The 622-nt window shown below is 27.2% G+C and carries 1 protein-coding gene; it reads left to right on the top strand.

The window, feature by feature from the left end:
• Positions 1 to 622, top strand: a 622-nt coding sequence (locus F0226_RS22460) for a hypothetical protein (protein ID WP_216606707.1), incomplete at both ends; no start/stop codon positions are given.

Raw genomic sequence — 622 nt, 5'->3', positions numbered from 1 at the left:
AGATGTGTATAAGAGACAGGGCTATAACTTAGAAGAAACAATTAGTTATCTATTTATCTCAATATTAGGAATGATTAGCGGTTTTATAGCATGTGGTTTTTATGCATTAGGAAAAAGTAACTTAGCTATTGTAATTGAAAAGTGTAATGTTGTTTCGATTACTATATCATTATTTCTTGTTATAGTTGGCTGGCAAGAAAATGTTATAAGAATGTCCGTTATCATTGCTTCAATTTTTGTTTGTTTTGCATTGTTTAAATTAATAAGCACATTGTCTATTTCTAATTCAAGTACCGATAACATAAAAAATGAGTATTATAACGGAAAGTTTTTCTTTTATAACTCAGTTAATGCATTGTGCTCGTATTTATTTCTTTTTTTAGATCAATGGATAATTAGTACGACAAAAGAAAGTGGCCTATATCTAGGTGTTTACTTTTTAGCAATACAAATAATAAACTTTCTAAAATACACACAAACACAAACATCTAAACTGCTTTTAGCTTCGATAACCTGCGTAAGCGATGAATATTTTAGAAAAATCACCTTAGTATATATGTCAATTACTACTTTAGTTATACTAATTGTACTACCTTTTAAATATATAGACTTGGATTTAAAT

The sequence above is a fragment of the Vibrio sp. 99-70-13A1 genome, from assembly GCF_013114625.1.
Classification (GTDB): Bacteria; Pseudomonadota; Gammaproteobacteria; order Enterobacterales; family Vibrionaceae; genus Vibrio.
This window is presented reverse-complemented; position numbering and strand designations above follow the sequence as displayed.